Source organism: Arthrobacter sp. zg-Y1171 (assembly GCF_025244845.1).
GTDB lineage: Bacteria > Actinomycetota > Actinomycetes > Actinomycetales > Micrococcaceae > Arthrobacter_B.
Genome location: NZ_CP104264.1, coordinates 2,977,859 through 3,001,797 on the forward strand (window position 1 = coordinate 2,977,859; position 23,939 = coordinate 3,001,797).

Annotated in this window: 23 protein-coding genes; 5 read left to right on the top strand and 18 right to left on the bottom strand. The window is 67.1% G+C overall.

All coding sequences use genetic code 11. The annotated features are described in order from the left end of the window. The 3 genes from N2L00_RS13960 to N2L00_RS13970 form a co-directional block, all read right to left on the bottom strand. Entirely contained in the window at positions 1–975 is a 975-nt protein-coding gene (locus N2L00_RS13960) for an iron chelate uptake ABC transporter family permease subunit (RefSeq protein WP_255862806.1), read from the bottom strand. 95 nt (positions 976–1,070) lie between these two features. Then, a complete protein-coding gene (locus N2L00_RS13965; protein ID WP_370646976.1) occupies positions 1,071–2,159 on the bottom strand; it encodes a FecCD family ABC transporter permease in 1,089 nt (362 codons plus the stop codon). A 155-nt stretch (positions 2,160–2,314) separates the two neighbouring features. Next, positions 2,315–3,373: a glutathione S-transferase family protein gene (locus tag N2L00_RS13970; RefSeq protein ID WP_255862483.1), complete on the bottom strand. Its 1,059-nt coding sequence runs from the start codon at positions 3,371–3,373 to the stop codon at positions 2,315–2,317. Positions 3,374–3,534: 161 nt separating this feature from the next. Between N2L00_RS13970 and N2L00_RS13975 the strand changes: the two genes are divergently transcribed. After that, on the top strand, positions 3,535–4,581 hold the full coding sequence (locus tag N2L00_RS13975) for an NAD-dependent epimerase/dehydratase family protein (protein WP_255862482.1): 1,047 nt from the start codon (positions 3,535–3,537) through the stop codon (positions 4,579–4,581). A 7-nt stretch (positions 4,582–4,588) separates the two neighbouring features. Here the strand turns inward: N2L00_RS13975 and N2L00_RS13980 are convergent, their stop codons facing one another. Continuing rightward, positions 4,589–5,566, bottom strand: a complete 978-nt coding sequence (locus tag N2L00_RS13980; protein WP_255765132.1) for an NAD(P)/FAD-dependent oxidoreductase — start codon at positions 5,564–5,566, stop codon at positions 4,589–4,591. Between the two features lie 66 nt (positions 5,567–5,632). Here N2L00_RS13980 and N2L00_RS13985 point away from each other — a divergent pair, with 66 nt between their 5' ends. After that, positions 5,633–7,015, top strand: a complete 1,383-nt coding sequence (locus N2L00_RS13985) for an APC family permease (protein WP_255862481.1) — start codon at positions 5,633–5,635, stop codon at positions 7,013–7,015. Between the two features lie 85 nt (positions 7,016–7,100). Here N2L00_RS13985 and N2L00_RS13990 read toward each other — a convergent pair whose 3' ends face one another. The 13 genes from N2L00_RS13990 to N2L00_RS14050 form a co-directional block, all read right to left on the bottom strand. Then, on the bottom strand, positions 7,101–7,796 hold the full coding sequence (locus N2L00_RS13990; protein ID WP_255765134.1) for a TetR/AcrR family transcriptional regulator: 696 nt from the start codon (positions 7,794–7,796) through the stop codon (positions 7,101–7,103). A gap of 5 nt (positions 7,797–7,801) precedes the next feature. Further along, complete coding sequence (locus N2L00_RS13995; protein WP_255862480.1) at positions 7,802–8,764, bottom strand: phosphotriesterase; 963 nt, start codon at positions 8,762–8,764, stop codon at positions 7,802–7,804. Between the two features lie 32 nt (positions 8,765–8,796). Then, positions 8,797–9,825, bottom strand: coding sequence for a DctP family TRAP transporter solute-binding subunit (locus tag N2L00_RS14000; RefSeq protein ID WP_255862479.1), 1,029 nt, complete (start codon positions 9,823–9,825; stop codon positions 8,797–8,799). A 51-nt stretch (positions 9,826–9,876) separates the two neighbouring features. Further along, the gene (locus N2L00_RS14005; protein WP_255862478.1) at positions 9,877–11,148 is read right to left on the bottom strand and encodes a TRAP transporter large permease; all 1,272 of its coding nucleotides are present in this window, start codon (positions 11,146–11,148) and stop codon (positions 9,877–9,879) included. Next, positions 11,148–11,702, bottom strand: coding sequence for a TRAP transporter small permease (locus N2L00_RS14010; RefSeq protein WP_255862477.1), 555 nt, complete (start codon positions 11,700–11,702; stop codon positions 11,148–11,150). The genes N2L00_RS14005 and N2L00_RS14010 overlap by 1 nt, the downstream gene beginning before the upstream one ends. A gap of 178 nt (positions 11,703–11,880) precedes the next feature. Further along, the gene (locus N2L00_RS14015) at positions 11,881–12,990 is read right to left on the bottom strand and encodes a YihY/virulence factor BrkB family protein (protein WP_255862476.1); all 1,110 of its coding nucleotides are present in this window, start codon (positions 12,988–12,990) and stop codon (positions 11,881–11,883) included. Positions 12,991–13,048: 58 nt separating this feature from the next. Next, the gene (locus N2L00_RS14020) at positions 13,049–13,360 is read right to left on the bottom strand and encodes a PRC-barrel domain-containing protein (RefSeq protein ID WP_255862475.1); all 312 of its coding nucleotides are present in this window, start codon (positions 13,358–13,360) and stop codon (positions 13,049–13,051) included. A 110-nt stretch (positions 13,361–13,470) separates the two neighbouring features. Further along, positions 13,471–14,706, bottom strand: coding sequence for a mechanosensitive ion channel family protein (locus N2L00_RS14025; protein WP_255765141.1), 1,236 nt, complete (start codon positions 14,704–14,706; stop codon positions 13,471–13,473). 143 nt (positions 14,707–14,849) lie between these two features. Further along, positions 14,850–15,899, bottom strand: a complete 1,050-nt coding sequence (locus N2L00_RS14030; protein WP_255765142.1) for an iron-siderophore ABC transporter substrate-binding protein — start codon at positions 15,897–15,899, stop codon at positions 14,850–14,852. A gap of 158 nt (positions 15,900–16,057) precedes the next feature. Beyond that, a complete protein-coding gene (locus N2L00_RS14035; RefSeq protein WP_255862474.1) occupies positions 16,058–17,302 on the bottom strand; it encodes an NAD(P)/FAD-dependent oxidoreductase in 1,245 nt (414 codons plus the stop codon). Next, a complete protein-coding gene (locus tag N2L00_RS14040) occupies positions 17,299–17,643 on the bottom strand; it encodes a bifunctional 3-phenylpropionate/cinnamic acid dioxygenase ferredoxin subunit (RefSeq protein ID WP_255765144.1) in 345 nt (114 codons plus the stop codon). The genes N2L00_RS14035 and N2L00_RS14040 overlap by 4 nt, the downstream gene beginning before the upstream one ends. Before the next feature lie 53 nt (positions 17,644–17,696). Then, positions 17,697–18,113, bottom strand: coding sequence for a helix-turn-helix domain-containing protein (locus N2L00_RS14045; RefSeq protein ID WP_255765145.1), 417 nt, complete (start codon positions 18,111–18,113; stop codon positions 17,697–17,699). 199 nt (positions 18,114–18,312) lie between these two features. Further along, positions 18,313–18,957 (bottom strand): TIGR03085 family metal-binding protein, encoded by a 645-nt coding sequence (locus N2L00_RS14050; protein WP_255862473.1) that lies wholly within the window; start codon positions 18,955–18,957, stop codon positions 18,313–18,315. Between the two features lie 186 nt (positions 18,958–19,143). Here N2L00_RS14050 and N2L00_RS14055 point away from each other — a divergent pair, with 186 nt between their 5' ends. Then, positions 19,144–21,117, top strand: a complete 1,974-nt coding sequence (locus tag N2L00_RS14055) for an acyl-CoA dehydrogenase family protein (protein WP_255862472.1) — start codon at positions 19,144–19,146, stop codon at positions 21,115–21,117. A gap of 3 nt (positions 21,118–21,120) precedes the next feature. Here the strand turns inward: N2L00_RS14055 and N2L00_RS14060 are convergent, their stop codons facing one another. Then, positions 21,121–21,732 (bottom strand): TetR/AcrR family transcriptional regulator, encoded by a 612-nt coding sequence (locus tag N2L00_RS14060; RefSeq protein ID WP_255862471.1) that lies wholly within the window; start codon positions 21,730–21,732, stop codon positions 21,121–21,123. Positions 21,733–21,851: 119 nt separating this feature from the next. Here N2L00_RS14060 and N2L00_RS14065 point away from each other — a divergent pair, with 119 nt between their 5' ends. Both N2L00_RS14065 and N2L00_RS14070 read left to right on the top strand, forming a co-directional pair. Then, complete coding sequence (locus N2L00_RS14065; RefSeq protein WP_255765149.1) at positions 21,852–22,640, top strand: SDR family oxidoreductase; 789 nt, start codon at positions 21,852–21,854, stop codon at positions 22,638–22,640. A gap of 31 nt (positions 22,641–22,671) precedes the next feature. Continuing rightward, the gene (locus N2L00_RS14070) at positions 22,672–23,937 is read left to right on the top strand and encodes an acyl-CoA dehydrogenase family protein (protein ID WP_255862470.1); all 1,266 of its coding nucleotides are present in this window, start codon (positions 22,672–22,674) and stop codon (positions 23,935–23,937) included. The last annotated feature ends 2 nt before the right edge of the window (positions 23,938–23,939 follow it).

The following is a 23,939-nucleotide window of genomic DNA, read 5'->3' on the forward strand; positions in this document are numbered from 1 at the left end:
TCAGCCTCCTTGGCCTACGCGGTTTGACGTGACCAGCAGCCACAGAAGGAAAGGGGCCCCGAGGGCGCCGGTCACCACGCCCACGGGCAGGGTGACGCCGGGGACGAGGTTGGCACCGACGAAGTCCGCTGCCAGGACAATGCAGGCGCCGACCAGTCCGGCGGTGAGCAGCGTGCCTTCCCCGCCCATCAGCCGGCGGGCGATGGGTCCGGAGAGGAACGCGATGAAGGCCACCGGGCCGGCTGCCGCGGTGGCGACGGCGGCCAGGCCTACGCCGACGATGATCAGGGCCAGCCGTGCTGTTTCAACGCGGATACCGAGGCCGGCAGCGGCGTCGTCGCCGAGTTCCAGTCCGCGCAGGCTGCGGGAGAGCACGGCCGCGGCGGGAAGCAGCACCAGCAGGAAGGCGGCCAGGACCGCTGCACGGTCCCAGCTGCTGTTGTTCAGGGAACCGTTCAGCCACACCAGCGCTTCGGAGGCGGTGCGGATGTCCGTCCGGGTCAGCAGGAAACTCACCAGTGCCTGCATCACGGCGGCGAAGCCGATGCCCACCAGCACCAGCCGGTAACCCGCCGCACCGCCGCGGCGGGAAAGCAGGTAGATGGCCAGGGCCACCACCAGTGCTCCTACCAGCGCGACGACGGACACCGTGGTCCCGGCGGCACCGAACAGCACGATTGCACCCACCGCGCTGGCACTGGCGCCGTAGCTGATGCCGATGATGTCGGGGCTGGCCAGGGGATTGCGCAGCAGCGTCTGGAATACCGCCCCGGCTATCCCGAACCCCACCCCGATCAAGGTGCCGATGACGGCCCGGGGAAGCTTGCTCTCCATCAGGATGTAGCTTGCGCCGGGGATTTGCTCCCCGAACAGGATCCGGAAGAAATCCGGGATGGTGAAGGTATAGGTGCCCAGCAGGACGTAGACAGCGAACAGCACGAACACCGCGGCGCCCAGCAGCGACGGCACCAGCACCCGGCGTCGGCGTCCCTGTCGCCGGGCCGCCCGGACCGCTTCTGCCGCACCGGCCGGTGCGGTGCGGGGTCCGCGGGGAGTCTCGACGGCGGTGCTCACAGTTCGGCCAGCTTCCGCCGCCGCACGAGCCAGATGAAGACCGGCGCGCCGATCACCGCGGTAGTAACCCCGACGGGGATTTCCCCCGGCGGCAGCAGGACCCGGCCCACCACGTCGGCGGTGACCAGCAGTGCCGGGGCGAGGAGCATGGAGAAGGGCAGGATCCAGCGGTAATCCGGGCCGGTGAAACTGCGCACCACGTGCGGGATGACCAGGCCGATGAACGCGATAGGGCCGGCCGCGGCGGTGGCAGCACCGCACAGCAGCACCACGCCCAGCGCCGTGATCCCCCGTGTGAGTCCCACGCGCTGGCCGAGCCCGCGGGCAACGTCGTCACCCAGGCTCAGGCCGTTCAGGGCCCGGCCGGCGAAGACTGTGATCAGGGCGCCGGCCACCAGGAACGGCAGCACCGCGACGATGGTGTCCCAGTTGCGTCCGGACACGCTGCCCACCTGCCAGAAGCGGAAGGTGTCCAGGGTCTGCTGGCTGGAAACCAGCACGGCGCTGAGCAGGGACATCAGTCCGGCGCTGAGCGCTGCGCCGGCCAGTGCCAGCTTGACCGGCGTGGCGCCTTCCCGGCCGAGGCTCGCCACCAGGTAAACGACGACGGCGGCTCCGGCGGCGCCGGCCAGGGCAAACCAGATGTAGCCGTTGAGGCTGGTGACGCCGAAGATGTAGATGCCCAGCACCACGGCGAACGCCGCGCCGGCGTTGACGCCCAGGATACCGGGGTCTGCCAGCGGATTGCGGGCCACGCCCTGCATGGCCGCACCTGCCAGGCCGAGGGCCGCGCCGGTGACCAGGCCCAGGACCGTGCGCGGAACGCGTGCGTGGACCACGGCATGGTCTCCGTTGGCCGGGTCGAAGGCGGTAAAGGCCTCCCAGACGGTGCCGGGGGCGACCGGCCGGGCGCCGACGGCGACGGACGCGGCACATGCCACGGCAAGGACCGCAAGGGTCAGGAGGAGCAGGCCGAAACGTCGTCCGGATCGGCGGTTTCCAGCGGTGTCCGGGCGGGAACTAACAGGTTCGGTGCCGGGACCGGTGGTCGTGCCCGCGGAGGAAGCCGCTTCGGTGAGGTGCACGCGGGAGCCGCGCTGGCGGGGAACGCCTGACGGGCGTGCGGCAACGCTCACGTAGGCACCTCCCTAGAGCAACAGGCAATTTCTTAAGTAAGGCTAGCCTATGGTTACTGCCTTTAAGAAACGTTTATGTTGCGTATTAGGACGCCTGCCGCGGGTTAGTTGCCGGCGCCGTGTCCGGGGGCAACCCGTTCCGATTCCCGCACCGGTCCGGGTGCGGTTCCGTCGCCGAAGGGCCGGCCTCCCAGCTCCTCGCGGCCGTGCTCCGAAAGCCAGTTGGACAGGTCCGGTCCTTTGGGCACAATCCCGGTGGGGTTAATGTCCTCGTGGACGATGTAGTAGTGCGCCTTGATCTGCTCGAAGTCCACGGTGTCGCCGAAGCCGGGTGTCTGGAACAGGTCCCGCGCGTATCCCCACAGGGCGGGCATCTCGGTGAGCTTGTTCCGGTTGCATTTGAAGTGCCCGTGATAGACGGGATCGAAGCGCACCAGGGTGGTGAACAGCCGGACGTCCGCCTCGGTGATGGTGTCCCCCACCAGGTAGCGCTGTGTCGAAAGCCGGTCCTCCAGCCAGTCCATCGCAGCCCAGAGCCGGTCATAAGCCGCGTTGTAGGCCTCCTGCGAGCCGGCGAAGCCGCAGCGGTAGACGCCGTTGTTCACCTCGGTGAAGATCCGCTTGTTGACGGCCTCCATCTCCTCCAGGTGCTCGGCGGGCAGCAGGTCCGGAGCACCTTCGCGGTGGAACTCCTTCCACTCGGTGGAGAAGTCCAGGGTGATCTGCGGGAAGTTGTTGGTCACCACGGCGCCGGTGGGGATGTCCACGACGGCGGGCACGGTGATGCCGCGCGAGTAATCCGGCACCCGCTTGAAGAAGGCCTCCTGCAGCCGTTCAATGCCGAGCACCGGGTCCTTTCCGTCCGGATCCAGGTCGAAGGTCCAGCTGCGGGCGTCATGGGTGGGCCCGGGGGTGCCCAGCGAGATGGCATCCTCCAGGCCCAGCAGCCGCCGGACAATGATGGTCCGGTTGGCCCACGGGCAGGCGCGCGCCGCGACCAGCCGGTAGCGTCCGGCCTCCACCGGGTAGCCGTCCCGGCCGTCCCTGGTGATCCGGGTTTCGATGTAGTTCGTGTCCCGCGTGTATTCGGTGCCGCCGGTGACATAGGCGCCTTTGGTGCTGTGCGCGGAGCTGTCCGCCGGAGCTGATCTCTGAGCTGTCATGCCCACCAGACTAACGCGTTGCGCCCGGCCGCGGGCGGTCGGCCGGCGGTCTGCGATGCGTTCCGGGCTGCGTTCGGGGCTGCGTTCGGGGCTGCCGGAAAACGGGCGCGGCGGTAGAGTCGAACCCAACGCCGGCAGCAGTTCAACGGAAGGATCTGGACATGCGAGTAGCGGTTATCGGAGCAACCGGAAACGTTGGAACGGCGATCCTGCGCCGGCTTGCCGAGGCCCGCAGCGAACGCGGCGATCTGGAGGTGGTGGGGATTGCCCGCCGGATTCCGGATACCTCGCTGCCTCCGTACAACGATGTCGAGTGGCACAGCATCGACGTCGGCGACGCCGCCAACGTGGACAAGTTGACCGAGGCGCTGCGCGGGTCCGATGCGGTCATCCACCTTGCCTGGCTGATCCAGCCCAACCGCGACGAAGCCGAGCTGCACCGGGTCAACGTCAAGGGCACGGAAAATGCGCTGGCCGCGGCGGCCGCCGCCGGGGTCCGGCAGTTTGTCTGCGCCTCCTCGGTGGGAGCGTACAGCCCGGCTCCCAAGGACCGGCTGACGGATGAATCCTGGCCGGCGCGCGGCATTGCCAGCTCGCACTACAGCAGGCACAAGGGCGAGCAGGAAGCGCTCCTGGACCGGTTCGAACTGGAGTACCCGGAGATCGCCGTGGCCCGGCTGCGGCAGGGGCTGGTCTTCTCCTCCGACGCCGGAAGCGAGATCGGCGTCTACTTTGTGGGCCGGGTGATCCCCAAGTTCATCCTCAACAAGCTCCGCTTGCCGTTGATCCCGCTGCCCAGCGAGTTTGTTTTCCAGGCGGTCCACGCCGATGACATGGCCGACGCCTACTGGCGCGTGGTGGACCAGCGCGCGGAGGGTGCCTTCAACATTGCCGCCGATCCGGTCATCACGCCCGAGCTCCTGGCCGGGGTGCTGGGCGCCAAGCGGGTCCTGAACGTGCCGGTGAAACTGGTGCGCGCCGTCGTCGGCCTGACCTGGGCGGCGCACCTGCAGGCCTCGGATCCGGGCTGGATCGACTTGGCCGCCGGTGTGCCGGTAATGGACACCGCCCGGGCGCGCGAAGAGCTGGGCTGGCAGCCGCGGCGCACCTCGCTGGAAGCCCTGCAGTTCGTGTTGGACGGGATGAGCGACGGCGACGGCGTGGCCGGCTCTCCGCTGCTGGCACCCCGCAGCCAGGTGCGCCGCTAGCCGGTACCTAGACCGCTTCGCGCAGGTCCGCTGCTTCCACCATGCCTGCTGCCGGGCGTGCGGCGGCCACCGCCAGCCCGAGATCCTCTTCGAGCAGCTTGGCGTTGACCACCACTGCCAGCCGGTACGCGTCGCCGGCGGCGGCGACCACCTGGGCGGACGGATCGGTGGCATTGCCCACGGCCCAGATCCGCTCCTGGCTGGTGCGTCCCATTTCGTCGGTGACAATGCAGCCGTCGTCGTCCACTTCCAGATACTCGGTCAGCCCGGTGTCCATCTCCGCGGCGGGCTCCAGGAACAGCGCTTCGCAGGGAACGGTCTGCCCGTCGGCCAGCACCAGGGCCGCCAGGGCATCGTTCTCGACGCTCAGCTCCGCCACTGTGCCGTCCACCACCCGGATCCCCATGGCGGCCAGGCCGGACGCGTCCTCTTCACTGAGGGAAATGTCCCCGTGCAGCACCAGCACCACATGCTCCGAGAAACTGCGGACCAGCTGTGCCTGCTGGATGGAGGTTTCCCCGGTTCCCAGCACGGCCAGCTTTTTGTCGATTGTTTCGTAGCCGTGGCAGTAGGGGCACTGCAGCACGTCGCGGCCCCAGCGCGAGTGCAGGCCCTCGATGTCCGGCAGGACGTCCCGCAGCCCGGTGGCCAGGATCAACTGCCGGCCGCGGAACTCTCCGCCGTCGCCGGTCCTGACCGTGCCGGAGGGTTCCACGGCGGCCACGGTGGCCTCCGCCAGTTCCACGCCGTAGCCGCGGACCTCGGCGCGGGCGAGCTCAAGCAGTTCGGCCGGCGGCATGCCGTCTCGCGTGGGGAAACCATGCACATGGCCGGCAGGAGCGTTACGCGGGGACCCGGCGTCGAGCACCACCACCCGCCGGCGGGCCCGCCCCAGGACCAGCGCAGCGGTGAGTCCGGCTATGCCGCCGCCCACGATCACCACGTCGTATTCGGGAGCAGCAGGGGAAGATTCAGAACTGGTCATAGCTACTTTTTACAGGATCCGGCGGAAATCATCAGCATTCTTACTATGTTGTCTAGACTTTTCCGCATGGAAGAAACCACGCAGGAAAAGCCTGCCTCCAAACTCAAGCAGGGCATCACCGGCCCCATGCTGTATCTGTTCATCCTCGGCGACGTACTTGGTGCGGGTATCTATGCGCTGGTGGGCGAGGTTTCGGGCCAGGTGGGCGGTGCCATCTGGGTGCCGCTGCTGGTTGCCCTGGTGCTTGCGCTGTTGACCGCCGCCTCCTACGCCGAGCTGGTGACGAAGTACCCGAAGGCCGGCGGCGCCGCGGTGTTCGCCCAGCGTGCCTTCAAAGTGCCGGCCATTTCGTTCCTGGTCGGTTTCGCCATGCTCGCCGCCGGCGTGACCAGTGCGGCCGGACTGGCACTGGCATTCACCGGCGACTACCTGAGTCCGTTCCTGGACGTCCCGCCTGTCCCCGCCGCCATCGTGTTCCTTTTGCTGGTGGCGCTGCTGAACGCCCGCGGCATTACGGAATCGGTGCGCAGCAACGTGGTCATGACCATTATCGAGCTCTCCGGGCTGGTCCTGGTGATCGTGCTGGTGGGCCTCATGCTGGGTAAGGGCGAAGGCTTCACGGAGCAGATCACCCAGTTCCCGGCAGGCGTGAATCCGGGCACGGCGGTCCTCGCCGCGTCGGTGATTGCCTACTACTCCTTCGTGGGCTTCGAAGTTTCCGCCAACATTGCCGAGGAAGTCCGGGATGTCCGCCGGGTGTACCCGAAGGCCATCTTCGCGGCGATGCTCACCGCAGGCTTCGTCTACGTCCTGATCGGACTGGCTGCATCCATTGCCCTGCCCACTGAGGACCTCGCGGGGTCCTCGGGTCCACTGCTCGACGTCGTCAGCGCCACCGGCTTCGGCATTCCGGACTGGCTCTTCAGCTTGGTGGCCCTGGTCGCCGTGGCCAACGGCGCCCTGCTGACCATGATCATGTCCTCGCGGCTGACCTACGGCATGTCGGAACAGGGCCTGCTTCCCGCCGTCTTCGGCCGGGTGCTGCCCAACCGGAAGACCCCGTGGGTGGCCATCATCGCCACCACCGCCGTCGCCATGATCCTGACCATGACCGGCGGACTGGCCTCGCTGGCCGAGACCGTGGTCCTCCTGCTGCTCTTCGTCTTCCTCAGCACCAACGTCGCCGTGATTGTGCTGCGCAAGGACAAGGTGGAGGAGAAGCACTTCCAGGCTCCGATTGTGATGCCGTACCTCGCTATCGCCTCCTGCCTGCTGCTCCTGACCCAGCAGGACGGCACCGTCTGGCTGCGGGCCGGCGCGCTGATGGCCATCGGGCTGCTGTTGTTCGGAGCCCGGTTCCTGGCCAAGGGCAAGAACCTCGGCGCCAAGGGCCGCCGCGGTGCGGGCAAGTCGAACGAAAGCAGCACCGAAACCACGCAGGAGCGGTAGGCGCCAAACACTCGATCCGGGACGCCCCGGCCGCACCCCGCACGCAAAAACCGCCCCGGACCAGCTGGTCCGGGGCGGTTTCACTTTAGGTGACCGGCCGGGCCGTTCCCTCCGGTGCCAGCAGCCATGACACGACCACGTCGCCGAGCATGGACCGGAGATGCCCGCTCAGCGGCGCGGCGTGCAGGTCCCTGCCGAAGAGATAGCCGAAGGTGTACTGGTTCGCCACCTGGAAAACGCAGTACGCACTAATGAGCAGGTGCACGTCAAAGGCGTCCACGTCATGGCGGAACACTCCCTCGCTTTGCCCTCGGGTGAGGATCTCGTCCAGCATGCCGACGGCCGGCTCCACAATCTCGCGCATTGATTCAATCTGCCGGATGAAGACGCCCCGGTGGATGTTCTCAATCATGACCAGCCGAATGAAATCGCTGTTGCGGACATGGTGGTCATAGGTCAGTTCGGCGAGTTGGCGGATGGCTTCGGTAGGTTCCAGGCTGCAAACCTGGATGGCGCGCTCGGCCTCACGGATACCGCTGTACGCCTTCTTGAGCACCGCGAGGTAGAGCTGTTCCTTGCTGCCGAAGTAGTAGTAGATCATCCGCTTCGTGGTGCGGGTCCGGTCCGCAATTTCATCCACGCGCGCCCCGGAGTATCCCTGGGCGGCGAAAACCTCGGTCGATACCGCGAGGATCTCGGCTCGTGTGCGCTCGGGGTCGCGCTTTCGCAGTGTCTCGTGCTGCTGCACGGAATGGCTGGTGATAAGTTCACCGTCTTTCATCTCAATTATGGCCCGTGTGCCAATAGGCGGCGTGGATTATCGATCATCATGGTCTCGAGGACCGTTTCATCCAGCCCCAGTTCCCGCAGCCGCGGCAACACCCGGGTATGCACGTTTTCCATGTGCCAGTTCGGCACGGCGCGCTCGCGCCATGACGGCGGGGTAATCCTGCTGAAGAAAGCCGCGTCATGCGAGAGCACAATCTGATCAGCGTACCCGCGGCTAAGGAGCGCCCAGAGCACCCGGAACCGTTGCGCGTCGGAGACCACGTGATCCATCCCGAACCGGTCGAATCCCAGGAAGGATCCGGAATCGGCAAGGGCCATCAGATAGTCCAGGTCCCCGGAATCCCCTGCGTGGCCAATCACCACGCGGTCCAGCGGCACTCCCAGCCGGGCCAGCACCCTCTGCTGGTCTAGGCCGCCGCGGGATGGTGCATGTGAGTGCGTGGTCACCGGCACCCCGGTCTCGAGATGTGCCTGAGCAGCCGCCGCGAACACACGTTCCACGTCGGGGGTGATCCCCTCTGCGTCGGAGAAGACTTTCAGCATGCCCGCCCGAATGTCCGTGCCGGCTATTCCCTCCCGGATATCCCGAAGGAAGAGCTCAACAAGCGGATCTGCCGAGTCCACCAGCCCGCCGGGACCATGGGTCCGGAAGAACTGCGGCAACCCGTCGGCGGTGTAGTAACCCGTGGCTGCCACCAGCCGCACCGGGCTGCGCCGCGCCACACGCAGCACGCGTGCAACGTCGCGGCCCAGCCCGGGCACTGTGAGGTCGACGACGGTGCGCACCCCGAGCGCGTAAAGCCGCTCGAAACCCGCTACGGCCTTCTCAACCGCCTGCTCCTCATCCCATTCGGGATGGGGCAGGTTGAGGTCGAGTTCGGGATGCCCTACAAAAACGTGCTCGTGGATGAGGGTTGTCCCGAGCTCATCCGCTGGGATGTCCCCGGTGAAGGTTGGCACGGTGCGCGCCGCCGTCGTCGACCCCACGCCGGTTAGTCAGCCGTAGCGCGGATTGCCTCGAACACTGCCAGGGAGTCTCCGCTGTACTCCCCTTCCAGGTACTCAAGGGCTTCACTGCGGAAGGAGTCCACGTCAACGTCCTCGACGATTTCCCAGGCACCGTCGGCCTTCCACTGGGCCAGTGTTTCGGCTTCGTCCTCCTCAACGCAGGCCGTAACCTCCGTGACGGCCTTCTCCACGGCGGCATTCACTGCCTCCTGCTGTTCTTCCGAGAGGTCGTTCCAGACCGGCCCCGCAATAATGAGGTTCGTGTTGAGCTGGTGGTTGGTCATGCTCAAGTAATCCTGCACCTCGGCAAGGTTCTGCGCCTTGATGTTGGTGATCGGGTTTTCCTGACCGTCCACGGTGCCCTGCTGGAGCGCGAGGTACAGCTCTTCATAGGCCACCTCGGTGGCGGATGCACCCAGGGCTTCTGCGTTCATCAGGAACTGGGGTGAACCGGGGAACCGGATCCGCAGTCCCTCGAGGTCGGCAGGCTCGGTGACGGGCTTGTTGGCAGTGAACTGCCGGGCCCCGGCGGACCACGCGCCCAGGGTCTGGACCCCTGCGGCATCCGCGAAACCGTCAATCACGGTCTGCGATTCGTCGCTGGCCATAAAGGCGGCAAGGTGGTCCGCGTCCTCGAAGACGTAGGCGGCGTCGAGGACGCTGATGGGCTCGTAGACCGATCCCAGGGCTGAAGCCCCCTGGATATCGATGTCGACGTCCCCGGAGGCGACGGAGGAGATACGGTCCGCGTCGCCGCCAAGCTGGCTGGACGGGAAGATCTCCACCGACACTCCGACGTCGGCCGCCGCTACCTCGTCAGCGATGACCTGGGCTCCGCAGCGGTGCTGCGGCTGGTCCTCGTTATAGCTGTGGGCAAGGGTGAGCTCGATTTCCTCTCCGCCCCCGCCTCCCCCGTCGGATTCCGTATTGCCGCCCGAGCAGCCCACCAGCATCATTGCCGGCAACACAGCCAGGGCGGCCAGGGCCAGGTGCTTGCTTCGTTGTACTTTCATGGTTGTTCCTCTCATCGGTTGTGCGTGTCTGTTGCTTTGGGGTTCATCGGTTTAGAGACCCAACAGGCCTGGAAGTACCTGCAGGGCCTGCGGGAACGCGACAATCAGCGCCAGGATCACCAGGAACGGGATGGTGAACGGCAGGGATCCGCGGAAGACTTCGCCGATCCGGGTCCTGGACACCGCAGAGGTAACGAAAAGAACCGTTCCCACCGGAGGCGTCAGCAGGCCGATCATGAGGGCGATAATCAGCAGCACACCGAAGGAAATCGGGTCCACCCCGTACTGCACCGCGATCGGCATCAGGATGGGGACCACGAGTACCAGGATTGCGGTGGCGTCAATGACGGTGCCGAGCACCAGTGCCAGCAGGACCACCAGGATCAGGAAGACCGTGGGGTTGTCGGTGAAGCCGAACATCGCCTCCGTCAGCATCTGCGGCAGCCGCTCCCGCGCAAGGATGTAGCCCAGGAGGGACGCGCTGGCGACAATCAGCATGATGCCCGACGTGGTGAGGACGGTTTCCCGGATGGCGGCAAGCAGTCCTGCCAGCGAAAGGCTGCGCTGAACGATTCCCAGCAGGAGCATGTACACCACGCCCACGGCGGCGGCTTCGGTGGGAGTGAAGACGCCTCCGAGGATGCCGCCGAGGATGATGATCGGTGCCAGCAGGGGCAGTGCCACGCCTTTGAGCGAGGCGGTGAACTCGGCCTTGTCGAAGGTACCCCGGACGATGTTGGGCTGCCGCCGCACCAGGACAAAGACAACGATGCAGAGCCCGAGGGTCATGGCCAATGCCGGCAGCACGGAGGCTGCGAACAGCGCACCGGTGGAAACGGCAGCCAGCCCCGAGAAGATGACCGCCGGAATGCTCGGCGGCATAACCGGCGCAATGAGCGACGACGACGCCACGACACCGGTAGCGAAGCGGCGGCTGTACCCGTTGCGGAGCATGGCCGGGATTTCCACCTTGCCCAGCGCCGCGGCGTCTGCGACGGCGGATCCGCTCATCCAGGAGAAGCCGAGGCTGACGCCCACACTCACGTAGCCGAGGTTGCCGCGCACGGAGGCAAAAGCGGCCATCGCGAAGCGGAACAGGCGGTCGGCTATTCCGGCGTGGTTGGCAAGGGCTCCGAGCAGGATAAAGAGGGGCACGGCCAGCAGCGGGAAGCTGTCGGCAGCGTTGGCTACCTCGCGCAGCGCACTCCCCGGAGAGCGGCCGTTCATCATCATGTACACCAGTGACGGGCCGAGGAACGCGATTGCCACGGGGACACGGATGATGAGGAGTACGGCAATGGCGAGACCAAGGAAGGCGAGCATCACAGGACTGCCTCCGTACCCTCGTCGGTGTCGTATTCCGTGAGCATCGGCCCGTTCCTGGCGACGAGTACGGCGGCGATCACTGCCCGGATAGCGAGGCTTATGACTCCGATAAGCACCGGGATGTAGACCCATGACATGGGAACACCCAGCACAGGTGATTTGATGATCTGCTGCGAGTCAATGAGTGCGAATGCCTCGATGGTCAGTCCGATTCCGGTAGCTGCAACTACCAGCAGCGCAACGACCTGGACCCAGCGCACCACCATCTGGTTGGGGATGGCATCCACGATTTCCAGTGCGATATGCCCGTTGGTGCTGACCAGAACGCCCGCTGCCGCGAAGGTCAGCCAGATGAGCGCAAAGCGGGCCAGTTCGCCGGTCCAGGCGAAACCCCCTCCGGGCAGGTAGCGCTGCAGCGCCTGCAGGAACACCATGGCCAGGATGGTGATGAGCGAGACTGCTCCGATAACTACTTCAATGCGGGTGATGACCGCCGCGATTCTTCCCCACCGCCCCTGTTCTCCGGGTGGTGGCTTCTGCTTGTCCGGCACTTGACTCCTTCGTCAACAACGTCGGCAGCCCTGCCGATCGTTTGTAACTTACTAGTTAATACATTGTGAGACAACTCACGTTTTGGTAACCACCGGCACCACCCCGGCACGCAGAAGCGCCCCGGACCAATTGGTCCGGGGCGCTTCTGGTGTGCGTGGCTCTACAGAGCGCTAACGGTTACTCGTGAAGGTGGTCGTCGTAGTCCTTGCCGGCGTGCTGCTGGCGCAGCTTCCGGCCCTCGGCAATGTCCTTCTCTTCCTGCTCCTGGCGCTTCTCCGTCTGCCGGGTGTCACGCGGCGGAAGCTGCACGGATTCCTCGGCCTGGATGCCGGCCTGCAGCTCGCGGCCGCGCTCCACCTCGGCGTCGAACTCCGCACCGAAGAGCAGGGACACATTGGCCAGCCAGATCCACAGCAGCAGCACGATCACGCCGCCGATGGCGCCGTAGGTCGCGTTGTAGTTGCCGAAGTTTGCGACGTAGAAGCTGAAGCCAAGGGTCACGATCGCCAGGATCACGAGGGCAATCAGCGAGCCCATGCTCATCCAGCGGAACTTGGGCTGCTTGACGTTCGGGGTGGCGTAGTAGAGGACGGCGATGATCAGCACGGCGAAGATCACCATGACCGGCCACTTGGCGATGTTCCAGATGGTTACCGCTTCACTGCCCAGGCCGATGACATTGCCGATCGCTTCGGCGATCGGGCCGGAAATCACCAGCATCAGCAGCAGCGCGGCCGCCATCAGGACCAGGACCAGGGTCACGAGCAGCTGCGTGGGAAGCAGCTTCCAGGCGGGCCGGCCTTCCTCGACTTCGTAAATCCGGTTCAGGGAACGGCCAAACGCCTTCACGAAGCCGGAGGCGGACCAGAGGGCGCCCAGGATACCGACAATCAGCGCGAGGCCGGCAGCGCTGGATGAGGTCAGCTGCTCGATGGGTCCTTCCACTACGCTGACTGCTTCACCGGGAGCGAACTGCCGCACGAGGTCCAGCAGGGCCTCGGTGGTGCTTTCGGCCTGGCCCACCAGGCCGAGAATGGAGACCAGCGCCAGCAGGGCCGGGAAGATCGCCAGGACGGTGTAGTAGGTCAGGGCCGCGGCAAGGTCGGTGCACTGGTCCTTGGAGAATTCACGGAGTGTCTTCTTGAGGATGTATTTCCAACTGGGCTTGGATACCTCGGTGGGTTTATCGGGCTTACTGGCATCGTCCGGACTGGGTGCGGTCTCGGCTTTGCTGTTGGTGTCCTGTGCCACTGCGGCCTCCTGCTGGGATGGATGTTCAGCCCCCATCGTATTAGTAAGCGTTCTTACCAACAAAGGGATCCCGCTCCGCCCCCGGATCCGGAACTCAGCGGATCCGGTAATAGTCCATCAGGACGGCCTCTTCGCCGGGGCTGAGCGGGTTCTCCGGATTGGCACCGGGCGAGTGCGCCACCTGGTCCCTGGAGTAGTTCACGAAGATGTCCTGGCCGTCGCGGCGGGCACCGGCCAGCGGAACATAGTGTTCCTGGGGTTCGAACAGGCCCAGGTCAACCGTGATCCAGACCGGCTCTGCGGTGGCGCGGTCCAGGTGCACTTCACCCACCAGCCCCAGCCGCTCGCCGTCTTTCGCCCAAACGCTGGAGCCCTGGATTTCGTGGAGCGTGAATGCATCCGCCATCTTCTCGTCCCTTCGCCGGCCCGGCCGAACTGCCGGGGTTCTTATTGCCGCCCGGCGCAAGCCCTGCTGTCAACACCTGCGGGCGGACCGTCCGGCGGGGAACGGGGAAGTCAGCGCGGCTCGCCGTCGACGGCGTTTTCCTCCCGTTCGGCGAAGACCTCTTCACCGGGGCCGGAGAAGTTCACCCGGCGCTCCACGGCATCGATGCTTCCGGTGAAGAACTGCGAGTCGCTGGTGTCCTCGTTGCGGGGAACCGACGCGGCACGCGGGCCGCTGTGCACCGCGCTGCCGGCGGGACGGACTTCTTCCCAGCGCTGGCGCGGCAGGGCATCCGGATGCCATTCTTGGAGATAGGCGACCATGCTTTCACGGATGAGGCAGCGCAGGTCGAACAGGGTGCCGCTGTCCACGGCGCTGACGAGGATGCGGATCCGCACCAGGCCCTTCACGGCGTCCGTCACCTGCAGCACGCTGGTGCGCTGGTCCCACAGATCGGTGTCCGCGAGGATTTCCTTCAGCAGGGTGCGCAGGTCCCCCACCGGCACACGCCAGTCCAGGTCCAGTTCCACCGTGCCCAGGATGTCCGACTGGCGGCGGGTCCAGTTCTGGAACGGCGTGGTGGTGAAGTAGGTGGAGGGCAGGATCAGGCGGCGGTCGTCCCAGATGTGGAGCACCACGTACGTCATGGTGATTTCCTCGATGGTTCCCCACTCGCCTTCCACCACGACGACGTCGTCCACCCGGATCGCGTCGGTGAAGGCCAGCTGCATGCCGGCAAAGACATTGGTCAGCGTCCCCTGCACGGCGAGGCCGGCCACAATGGACAGCACGCCGGCGGAGGCGAGGATGCCGGCACCGAGTGCGCGGACCTCGGGGATAGTCAGCAGCACGCAGGCAACGCCAATGGTGATCAGCACGGCTATGCCCACCCGCCGGCCAAGGATCACCTGGGTCTTCAAGCGCCGCAGCCGGCGGTTGTCCCGGGTGTCCGTGCTGTACTTCGTGAGGATCATGGCCTCGATCACCAGCAGCAGGACCACGCCCAGCCACGCCACGGCCCCGATCAGTCCCAGCACCAGCACGTAATCCACAGCCGGCAGCCACGAGGCACCGGCAGCGGTCGCTCCGAGGGCAATCCGCGCGCCGATCAGCGAGAGCCCCAGCCGCAGCGGGTTCCGGGCGTTGACGGAGATCTCCCGGATACCCGGCGTCTTGCGGAAGGCCCGGTGGACCACTTCCCGCAGGATCCGGGCCACGATCAGGGCCACACCCACTGCCACCAGCACGGCAAAGAGCGGTTTAAAGCTGACAGCAAGCGAGAGCAGGTCTTCCATACCTTCGATCATTGCAAACAGCCGTGGGTGGCTGTCCAATCAGGCCCCGCGGCGGGGGCGGGCGGAGCCTGCCCGCCGGGCGGTTAAACAGCGGACACCCCGGAGGATTCCGGGGTGTCCGCTGCGCCTTCCGGAGAAGGCGGAGGTAACGGGTCCTACTTTGCCTCGTCGGCCGCCGTTGCGGCGTCGGCGATCATCGGCACCACGTTGTCCAGGGCGTAGGGGATGCTGAGCACGTTGATGGCCGAGGTGGAGAAGACGCGCGTCGGGTCGGCGTCGGCCACGAGGCCGCCGTTCTTCACAGCGGGGATCTGCCCCAGCAGCGGGTCGGAGGCAATGCTGTCGGCTACCTCTTCGCTGGCCACCCAGCTGACAAAGATGTCGGAATCCAGCTGGTTGAGGTTTTCATCCGACCAGGGGATGTAGAACTCGTCGCCCTTGGTGTTCTCCGCTACCACCGGTGCCATGGTGAGGCCCAGGGATTCCATGAACTTGGGGCGGTTGTCCAGCGCGGTGTAGACGGAGTTCTCCGCACCCGGGGCGAGGTTGCCGTAGATGAAGGACTTGCCCTCGAGCTGCGGGTATTCGGCCGCCTTGTCGGTGATGGCCTGCTCGGTGTCTGCCACCAGCTGCTCGGCTTCGTCGCTCTTGCCGAGCGCTTCGCCGATCATGGTGGCGGTGTCCTGCCACGAGGTGCCCCAGGCGGTTTCGGGGTAGGCCACCACGGGAGCGATCTTGCTCAGCTTGTCGTAGTCCTCCTGGGACAAGCCGGAGTACGCGGCGAGGATGACGTCGGGGTCGGTGGCGGCGACGTCGTCGAAGGCAATGCCGTCAGCCTCGGAGTACTGCACCGGAGCGTTTTCCGATCCGATGGATGCATCCAGGTCTTCGAGTGCCTCGTCAATCCAAGGAGTGGTGCCCTGGTCATTGCCGCCGAATTCGATCAGAGGCATCCCCACGGGAACCACGTCCAGTGCCAGCGCGGTTTCGGCGTTGGCCCAGGCCACGGCGGCTACCCGCTCGGGAACCCCTTCAATGGTGGTCTCACCGAAGGCATGCTTGATGGTCACGGGAAACTGGTCTTCCGCAGCTGCAGCACTGCCGGAGGATTCGTTTTCCCCCGCGGCACCGGTGGAGCAGGCGGAAAGGGACAGAACGGCGACGGCGGCCGCAGCGGCAACGCGGCGCATCCGGGACAGGGCCATGTGGGGCTCCTTGGATCACTAAACGAACGGAACGGACCCAGCGGTCGCGGATCCAAAAGTAAGGTTAGCCTAGGTTTTCCCTAATTACGCAACGCTAACCTTTCGTAATCCATCCGGGGGTCTGAAAATGCCTCCGGGCCCGGTGTCCGCCGCCTGTTTCAGGCCTTCGCGCGGGCCAGCCGGCGCAGGTCGACGGCCGGGTCCTGCAGCTGCGCCGGGTCGAGGATCCGGCCGGATTCAATGAGCTTCCGGGCCGCCCGGACAGCGGTTCCGCCGTCAACGGCGGCCGCTCCCGCCAGCGCTCCGTCCAGGCCCAGCCGGAACACCATAAATCCGGAGCCGGGCTCGCCGCGGAGCACGGTCCGCCCCGGGACGGCCATGCGGCCGGCCACTTCCAGGTGCACGCCGTAGCGGTCGGACCAGAACCAGTCCGCGGTGCCGGCGGGAGGTTCGGCGCCGAGCATTCCGGCAGCGGCCGCTTCGCCGGTGCGGCGGGCGGCATCCCAGTGTTCATAGCGGCGGCCGGGCACGCCGTCGGGGCCGAGGCGGCGGGAGGAATCACCGGCGGCGAAAATACGCGGATGGGAGGTGCGGCCGGATGCATCCACCAGCAGGCCGCCGTCCACGGCGAGTCCTGCGGCTTCGGCGAGCGCCGTTTCGGGCTCGCTGCCCGCGGCGACCAGGACGGCGGTGCCGGCCAGGCTGCCTCCGTCCGCCAGTTCCACCCGCAGGGAGTTTCCGTCCGGGAAGATCGCTGCCGCCGCACCCCGCACATGCCCTGTCCCGTGCACAGCGTGGAGGTGGTGCAGGTAACCGGCCATGGCGGGGCCCACGGCCTGTGCGAACGGGAGTTCGGCGGGATCCACCAACGTGACGCCGGCTCCCAGCGCGCGGGCCGTTCCCGCCACCTCGGCGCCGACCAGTCCCGCGCCGAGGATCACCAGGTGGGCGCCGGCCGCCAGGTGCCCCTGCAGGGCCCGGGCATCGTCGGCACTGCGCAGGGTGAAGACGCCGGGCAGGTCCATGCCGGGCAGCGGCAGCCGGCGGGCCCGGGCGCCGGTGGCGAGCAGGACGACGTCGGCGGCGAGGTCCCTGCCCGAGGCCAGCGCGAGGACGGGCGCCTCGGTGCCGTTCCCGGCGTCGAGCTTGTCCACGGTGTCGGCGAGCACCGTAATGCCGTTGTCTTCGTACCACTGTTCCGGGGCAAGCTGCAGGCGGAGCCTGTCCAGGGTTCCGGCGAGGAAGGCCTTGCTCAGCGGCGGCCGGTCATAGGGCAGCCCGGCGGGGTCCACCAGGAAGAGGGCGCCGGCGTAGCCGCGCCGCCGGAGTTCACGGACGGCGCTGAAGCCGGCGATTCCGCCGCCCACTACGGCAATGGACGCGGGGGCTGCAGGGGCCGTCAAACGTTGAGGGGGCTCTCGTTCGGGTAGAGCCACACGGCTCCGTCGCGCACGTCAACGCGGTGCGCCTTGGTGTTGATGAGGGCCGGCAGGCACAGGGCTTCACCGGTGCGGAGGCAGAACCGCGCGGAGTGGACGGGGCATTCCACCTCGTCCCCTTCGATCCATCCGTCGGCAAGGGAGGCATCCTCATGCGTGCAGGTGTCGTTGAGCGCATAAAAGCGTCCGTTGTCGCTGTGGAACACGGCGATATCGTCCGAGGTGCCCGCCGTTTCGGCGTCCACGGTCAGGGCTTCGCCCTCGTCTATCTCGTCAACATCGGCAACGCGGATACCCTCGCTCATGCCCTTCCTTCCCCGGCACCAGGCCAATAACGTGCTGCTCTTAGGTCAACACGTTACCCCGGCAGCGGAGGCTCGGAGGCCGCCGCCAGCGGGGAGCCGTTCTGCTGCACCCCGGCCAGGGGCGGCGTGCCGGAAGGCCGCTGCTGCTTGCCATGCTCCAGGCCGCGGATGAGCGCAATCAGCTCCGATCGCAGCTCCGGACCGATTCCGGCCGTGGAATCGTCCTGCTCCAGGTTTTCGGCGTCCGCCAGCAGTTTCTGTCCGCGCTCGGAGATGGCCATCCATCGTCCGGAGCGGCCGACGGTCTCCGCCGACACCTCTTCCACGAGACCTTGCGCGGCCATGCTCACCAGCGCCGTGCCCAGGGTCTGCGCGGTGACGCGCAGGCGTCTGGCCAGCTCCGCGCGCCGCATGGGCCCCTCCGCCAGGAGCACGCGCAGCACCGTCACGCGCTCCTGGGTCAGCCCCACGGCGCGGAGCTTGTTATCTACTTCTCGTCTTACCAGTCTTGCAGCCGTTGAGAGCAGCCGCACGGGTTCCCAGTCCCCCTCGTTCTGCATCTTCCTGCTTCCCTGATACGTCATTGGTAGGCGGTCCTGCTCCGCTGAAACAATCAGTGTGCTTACTATTTCAACGGCAAAGAGGGGGTACTTGTCAAGCCGGGCGAAGTTAGCGGGCGGCCCACTGGCGGAACGCCCGGACCGTGTCACCCCCGCCTTCGATGCTCACATTGGCCGCCGCGCGCCTTCCCATGGCATGCAGGGCGAGATCCACCACGTCTCCGGAAATAAGCACCGACGGGGTGCCGCCCTTGACCCGGCGCCGGCCGGAACCGGGCGCTGCCAGCTCCACGCCCACCGGGCTGCCGCGATAGCCCATCCGGGCCATGAGGCCCAGCTGCTTCCACAGGGCCTGCTGCTCCCCTGCGGGAAGTTCCCGCGGCGCTGCCGCTGCTCCCCCGCGGCGGATGTCCTCGTGGTGGATGACGTATTCCACCAGGTTCGCCGCATCCAGCCGGAACGGTGAAAAACGGGCCGGACCAGCGGCGAACCGGTCCACCAATGCGGCATAGCCTTCGGGCGTGCCCGCGGCGGCGGCCTCGATCCCCAGCTGTTTTTCCTGCCCCGGCTTGGACCGTTGCACCGCATCGGCGGCAATCTTCCAGGGGGCGTGCTCACGAAGCACCAGATGGGCCAGCAGCCGGCGCACATCCCATCCCTCACACAGCGTCGGCGCCAGCGGATCCGCCTCTCGCAGCGTCCGGACCAATTCCGCGCGTTCCGTCTCCACCCATGCCATGTCGATCTCCTTCACGTTGAACCCCTGCCGGTTTTCTCCCTTTTCCGGGAGCTTCCCTCCGGCTTTACGGCCTGCGGCCAACATTAGCGACCGCACCCCCTTTACCCCTACCTACTGACGCGTAGCATGGTCCCCACAGTGGGCTGCGAGGCCGGACACGGTGCCGGATCCACGGTGCAGCCATGACGGAGGAGAAATCCCATGAGCACCACTGATATTTCCCAAGATGCCGGCCGCAACCGAAGTGCCAGCAGAATCAAAGAGCGCGTGGTCACCGAACAGGACGCCCGCAACGCCACCGAAGCAGCACGAGATACCGGGGAATCCCGCCCGAGTTTCGCCAAGGGGATCTACCTCGGCAATTACAACCTGGACCTGGTCGGCTCCCTGCCTCCGGCGGACCTCGACGAGGAGGCCCGCGCCCAGCTGTTCCTGGAAGCCCTGACCGAGTACTGCCGGACCATGGACGGACTGGCCATTGAACGCACCGGGGTGATTCCGGACGAGAACCTGCGCGGACTCGCGGATCTGGGGGTGTTCGGCATCAAGATCCCCCAGCACTACGGCGGGCTCGGACTGTCCCTGCTGAACTACGGACGCGCCCTGATGCTCCTGGGCAGCGTGCACCCCAGCCTGGGGGCACTGGTCTCGGCCCACCAGTCCATCGGCGTGCCGGAGCCGGTGAAGGTCTTCGGCACCGAGGAGCAGAAGGAAGAGTACCTGCCGCGCTGCGCCGCCGGGGCGGTGACCGCGTTCCTGCTCACCGAGCCCGACGTCGGATCGGACCCGGCGCGGCTGCGCACCACGGCCATCCCCTCCGAAGACGGCAGCGAATACGTGATTGACGGCGTCAAGCTGTGGACCACCAACGGCGTCATTGCCGAACTGGTGGTGGTGATGGCCGCCGTTCCGCCGCACGGCGGTTCCAAGGGCGGCATCAGCGCGTTCGTGGTGGAAATGTCCTCCCCCGGCATCACGGTGGAGAACCGCAACAACTTCATGGGCCTGCGCGGCATCGAGAACGGGGTCACCCGCTTCACCAATGTCCGCGTTCCGGCGGCCAACCGGCTGGGCCGCGAAGGCCAGGGCCTGAAGATTGCCCTGACCACGCTGAACACCGGCCGCCTCTCCATTCCGGCCATGTGCGCGGCCTCCGGGAAATGGTCGCTGAAGATTGCCCGCGGCTGGTCCGGCGCCAGGGAACAGTGGGGCCGGCCCATCGGCCGGCACGAGGCTGTGGCCAAGAAACTCGCCTACATTGCGGCTACCAGCTTCGCGCTGGAGGCGGTCTTCGAACTCTCCGCCCAGCTCGCCGACGCCGGCACCAAGGACATCCGCATCGAGGCGGCACTGGCGAAGCTCTGGGCCAGTGAAATGGCCTACAACGTTGCCGACGAGCTGGTGCAGGTGCGCGGCGGACGCGGTTTCGAGACCGCAGATTCCCTCGCCGCCCGCGGCGAGCGCGCGGTCCCGGCCGAACAGCAGCTGCGGGACCTCCGCATCAACCGGGTATTCGAGGGCTCCACCGAGATCATGCACCTGTTCATTGCGCGGGAAGCCGTGGACGCGCATCTGTCCGCGGCCGGAGACCTGGCGGTGGCGGACGCCCCGGTGGGCGCCAAGGCGCGGGCTGCACTGAAGGCCAGCGGCTTTTACGGCAAGTGGCTGCCGACGCTCGCCGCGGGCAAGGGCAACGTCCCCACGTCCTACGCCGAGTTCGGCCTGCTGGCCCGGCACCTGCGCTACGCCGAGCGGGCCTCCCGCCGGCTGGCCCGTTCCACGTTCCTCGGCATGGCCCGCTGGCAGGCGGGACTGGAACACCACCAGGTCTTCCTGGGCCGGATTGTGGACATCGGCGCGGAAATCTTCGCGATCTCGGCCTCGTGCGTCCGCGCGCTGAACATCCGGCGCGAGGATCCGGCGGAGGGTGAAAGCGCGTTCGAGCTTGCGGACGCCTTCAGCCGGCAGTCCCGGGTGCGGATCGAGTCCCTGTTCGACGGGCTGTGGCACAACTCCGACGAGTCCGACCGGCGGCTGTCCAAGGGAGTCCTGGACGGTCGCTACACCTGGCAGGAAAACGGTGTGCTGGATGCATCCGAGGGGACGGGTCCGTGGATTTCGGAGACGGCCCTCGGCGACGAACCGAAGGAGAACCTGCACCGCCGGTACCGGTGAGCCTTACGTCGCTCCCACCGCACCGCGGCAGATCTGCACATAGCGCACCGCCAGTTCCTCCGGGCTGAGCGGACCTCCGGCGCGGTACCACTGGGACACTCCGGTGCACATGGTGGTGACCGCCCGGCTGGCGTCCTTGGGATGTCCGGTGGCGAAGCGGCCGCTGCGGACGCCTGCTGACACCACGTCGTCGAGGAGTTTCTGCTGCCGGTCCCGGGCCGCGATGTGCGCGGCCCGGGCCGTGCCCTCCAGGCTGCGGATCTCGCTGGCCGCGATGAACGCGTGTTCCCAGCGGTAGGCATGGACCAGGACAAGGCATTCGATCAGCAGGGCAAAGCGGTCCTCGACGTCCTCGCCCGCCTCGGCAAGGGCGGCGGTGCTCCGGGCGTAGAGATCCGCCATCGCGGATTCGGCTATCCCCACCAGCAGCGCCTGCTTGGACGGATAGTGGTGGTAGAGCCCGGGCACCGACAAGCCGGCCCGGGTGGCCACGGTGCGGATGCTGGTCCCGTGGTAGCCGTGCTCCACAAAGCAGTCCAGCGCGTTGCGCAGCAGCGGCGGCAGGGCGGGCACGGAAAAGTCGCGCCAGTCGGGCTGCGTACGGACTGCGGTCATGGCGTCCCCTCGATGGTCGAATACCCGGTGTGATCCTTGACACTTTACGGGGCCTGCACCAGACTAACCGTACCGAGCGGTCGCTCGGTAGCGGTTGGAGACGGAAGTTGGCGGAGCACATGACCAAACCGGAGCAGTCTGCAGGCGGGCGGCGCCTCGAGGGCAAAACAGCCGTTGTCACCGGAGCCAGCCGCGGTATCGGGCTGGCGATCGCACACCGCCTGGCGGCCGAAGGGGCGAAGGTCTGCATCACTGCCCGCAACATCGGACCGCTGAAGGAAGCCGCCGCCGAGTTCCCCGAAGGCAGCGTCCTGGCGATAGCCGGCAAATCCGATGATCCGGACCACCGGGCCGAGGTGCTGGACACCGTGGCCGAGACCTGGGGCCGGCTGGACATTCTCGTCAACAACGCCGGCGTGAACCCCGTGTACGGACCCCTGAGCAAGCTGGACCCGGAGGCCGCCCGCCGAATCCTGGACGTCAACGTGCTGGGCACCCTCGCCTGGGTTTCCGCCGTCTGCGCGCACGAGGCCCTGGATTTCCTCGGCCGCGGCGGATCGGTGCTGAACCTTTCCTCGGTCTCGGCGCAGACCCCGGCCGCCGGCATCGGCTTCTACGGCATCAGCAAGGCCGCCGTGGAACAGCTCACCCGCACCCTCGCCGTCGAGCTGGCCCCCACGGTGCGCGTGAACGCGCTGGCGCCCGCCGTCGTCAAGACCCAGTTTGCGCGCGCCCTGTATGAGGGCCGCGAAGAGAAAGTCAGCTCCACCTACCCGCTGAAGCGGCTCGGCACCCCGGAGGACGTCGCCGGCGCGGCCGCCTTCCTGGCTTCCGACGACGCCGCCTGGATCACCGGGCAGATCATCAACCTCGACGGCGGCCTGCTCGTGGCCGGCGGCTCGGCCTGACCGCTCCCACCGCATCCCCTAAGGACCACTCATGAGCACTGTTTCCCTGCCTGCGGAAATCGAAGACCTCCGCCTGCGCACCCGCGAGTTCATCCGCGGCACGGTAATGCCCGCAGAACCGCGGCCGGGCGCCGTCGTTCCGGAGGCGCTGCTGGAGGAACTGCGTGCCGCCGCGAAGGCCGCCGGGGTCTTCGCCCCGCACGCACCGCGCGAGTACGGCGGGCAGGGGGTGCCGCTGGCGTACTGGTCCCCCGTCTTCCAGGAGGCCGGCTATTCGCTGATCGGCCCTTCGGTACTGAACTGCATGGCCCCGGATGAGGGGAATATGCACATGCTGCACCTGATCGGCAGCGAGGAGCAGAAGCGCCGCTACCTCGCCCCGCTGGTCTCCGGCGAGGCCCGCTCCTGCTTCGGCATGACCGAGCCGCACCCGGGCGCCGGATCGGACCCCGCCGCCCTGCGCAGCAGCGCCGCGAAGGTGGACGGCGGCTGGCTGATCAACGGGCATAAGCGCTTCACCAGCGGCGCCAACAACGCCACCTTCTGCATTGCCATGGTGCGCACCGACGCGGTGGACGGTGCGCCCGCCGGTGCCACCATGCTCCTGGTGGACATGGACGCCCCCGGAGTGCGGATCGGCGAGCAGCTGCACACCATGGACCGGGCGATCGGCGGCGGGCATCCGCACGTCCACTTCGAGGACGTGTTTGTTCCGGACGCCGCCGTGCTCGGCGCACCCGGGGAAGGCTTCCGGTACGCGCAGGTCCGGCTCGGTCCGGCCCGGCTGACCCACTGCATGCGCTGGCTCGGCCTGGCCCGGCGGTCCCTGGACATCGCGTTGGACCGCACCAACCGCCGGGAGATCTTCGGCTCGGTGATGAACGAACTCGGCCTGGCCCAGGAAATGATCGCGCAGTCCGTCATCGATATAGAGACTTCCGACGCCATCATCACCAAGACCGCCGCCCTGCTGGAAACCGATGCCAAGGCGGGTTCGGCGCTGTCCTCGGTGGCCAAGGCCCACACCTCGGAGGCGGTGTACCGGGTGATCGACCGGAGCCTGCAGCTGTGCGGGGGCGACGGCGTCACCGACCGGCTGCCGCTGGCCTCCTACCTCAACGAGGTCCGCGCCTTCCGCATCTATGACGGCTCCAACGAAACGCATAAGTGGGCCATTGCCCGCCGTGCTTCCGCCGGCCGCCGCCGGGAAACGGAGCGCGGCGCTCCGGATCTTGCCGATGTGTCCCGCCCGGCGCCCGCGGACGACGCCGGATTCCCCGCCGAAGCGAAAGCCTGAAC

Excerpts from the sequence above, each read along its gene's own strand:
- N2L00_RS13970 (WP_255862483.1), bottom strand. The coding sequence starts at position 3,373 with ATGACAGCTCAGAGATCAGCTCCGGCGGACAGCTCCGCGCACAGCACC.
- N2L00_RS13975 (WP_255862482.1), top strand. The coding sequence starts at position 3,535 with ATGCGAGTAGCGGTTATCGGAGCAACCGGAAACGTTGGAACGGCGATC.
- N2L00_RS13980 (WP_255765132.1), bottom strand. The coding sequence starts at position 5,566 with ATGACCAGTTCTGAATCTTCCCCTGCTGCTCCCGAATACGACGTGGTG.
- N2L00_RS13985 (WP_255862481.1), top strand. The coding sequence starts at position 5,633 with ATGGAAGAAACCACGCAGGAAAAGCCTGCCTCCAAACTCAAGCAGGGC.
- N2L00_RS13990 (WP_255765134.1), bottom strand. The coding sequence starts at position 7,796 with ATGAAAGACGGTGAACTTATCACCAGCCATTCCGTGCAGCAGCACGAG.
- N2L00_RS14000 (WP_255862479.1), bottom strand. The coding sequence starts at position 9,825 with ATGAAAGTACAACGAAGCAAGCACCTGGCCCTGGCCGCCCTGGCTGTG.
- N2L00_RS14005 (WP_255862478.1), bottom strand. The coding sequence starts at position 11,148 with ATGCTCGCCTTCCTTGGTCTCGCCATTGCCGTACTCCTCATCATCCGT.
- N2L00_RS14015 (WP_255862476.1), bottom strand. The coding sequence starts at position 12,990 with ATGGGGGCTGAACATCCATCCCAGCAGGAGGCCGCAGTGGCACAGGAC.
- N2L00_RS14020 (WP_255862475.1), bottom strand. The coding sequence starts at position 13,360 with ATGGCGGATGCATTCACGCTCCACGAAATCCAGGGCTCCAGCGTTTGG.
- N2L00_RS14025 (WP_255765141.1), bottom strand. The coding sequence starts at position 14,706 with ATGATCGAAGGTATGGAAGACCTGCTCTCGCTTGCTGTCAGCTTTAAA.
- N2L00_RS14030 (WP_255765142.1), bottom strand. The coding sequence starts at position 15,899 with ATGGCCCTGTCCCGGATGCGCCGCGTTGCCGCTGCGGCCGCCGTCGCC.
- N2L00_RS14040 (WP_255765144.1), bottom strand. The coding sequence starts at position 17,643 with ATGAGCGAGGGTATCCGCGTTGCCGATGTTGACGAGATAGACGAGGGC.
- N2L00_RS14055 (WP_255862472.1), top strand. The coding sequence starts at position 19,144 with ATGAGCACCACTGATATTTCCCAAGATGCCGGCCGCAACCGAAGTGCC.
- N2L00_RS14060 (WP_255862471.1), bottom strand. The coding sequence starts at position 21,732 with ATGACCGCAGTCCGTACGCAGCCCGACTGGCGCGACTTTTCCGTGCCC.
- N2L00_RS14065 (WP_255765149.1), top strand. The coding sequence starts at position 21,852 with ATGACCAAACCGGAGCAGTCTGCAGGCGGGCGGCGCCTCGAGGGCAAA.
- N2L00_RS14070 (WP_255862470.1), top strand. The coding sequence starts at position 22,672 with ATGAGCACTGTTTCCCTGCCTGCGGAAATCGAAGACCTCCGCCTGCGC.